This window comes from Caballeronia hypogeia, assembly GCF_001544875.2.
In the GTDB taxonomy this organism is placed as follows: Bacteria; Pseudomonadota; Gammaproteobacteria; order Burkholderiales; family Burkholderiaceae; genus Caballeronia; species Caballeronia hypogeia.
In genome coordinates, this window is the sequence record NZ_FCOA02000081.1 from 1 (window position 1) to 1,099 (window position 1,099).

At 62.3% G+C, this 1,099-nt stretch carries 1 protein-coding gene; it reads right to left on the minus strand.

Annotation, left to right across the window (positions count from 1 at the left end; genetic code table 11):
- On the minus strand, window positions 1–1,099 hold a 1,099-nt coding region (gene prpC, locus AWB79_RS37915; protein ID WP_061172596.1), incomplete at both ends, for a bifunctional 2-methylcitrate synthase/citrate synthase.

Consider the following 1,099-nt stretch of genomic DNA (forward strand, 5'->3'; position numbering starts at 1 on the left):
CCAGTGTAGTTCGCGCTCGGCCGGATGATCTTGTTGTCGATGCGCTGCTCGATGATGTGCGCCGCCCAGCCGGAAGTGCGCGAGATCACGAACAGCGGCGTGAACATCGCCGTGGGCACACCCATCATGTGATACGACACGGCGCTGAACCAGTCGAGGTTCGGGAACATTTTCTTCGCGTCCCACATGACCGATTCGAGGCGTTCGGCGATGCCGAACAGCTTCGTGTCGCCCGCTTCCTTCGAGAGGTTCTTCGCGACTTCCTTGATGACCTTGTTGCGCGGATCGGAGATCGTGTACACCGGATGGCCGAAGCCGATCACCACTTCCTTGTTCTCGACGCGGCGCTTGATGTCGGCTTCCGCTTCATCGGGCGTCTGATAGCGCGACTGGATTTCGTAGGCGACTTCGTTCGCGCCGCCATGCTTCGGGCCGCGCAGCGCGCCGATCGCGCCGGTGATCGACGAGTACATGTCCGAGCCCGTGCCCGCGATCACGCGCGCCGTGAACGTCGATGCGTTGAATTCGTGCTCGGCGTAGAGATTGAGCGACACGTGCATCGCGTCGACCCACGACTTCGACGGCGCCACGCCATGCAGCAGATGCAGGAAATGTCCGCCGATGGAATCGTCATCGGTTTCGACTTCGATGCGCTTGCCGTTGTGCGAATAGTGATACCAGTACAGCAGCATCGAGCCGAGCGAGGCCATCAGCTTGTCGGCGATATCCTTCGCGCCCGGCACGTTGTGGTCGTCCTTCTCGGGCAGGAGCGTGCCGAGAACCGAGACGCCGGTGCGCATCACGTCCATCGGATGCGCCGACGCCGGAATCCATTCCAGCGCGGCCTTCAGGTTCGCGGGCAGGCCGCGCAGCGCCTTCAGCTTCGTCTTGTACGCCTTCAGTTCGGCCGCGTTCGGCAGCTTGCCATGCACCAGCAGATGCGCGATTTCCTCGAACTCCGAAGTCGTCGCGACATCGAGAATGTCGTAGCCGCGATAGTGCAAGTCGTTGCCGGTCTTGCCCACCGTGCACAGCGCGGTATTACCGGCAGTCACGCCCGACAGCGCGACGGATTTCTTCGGCTTGAATGCGCCGGCGG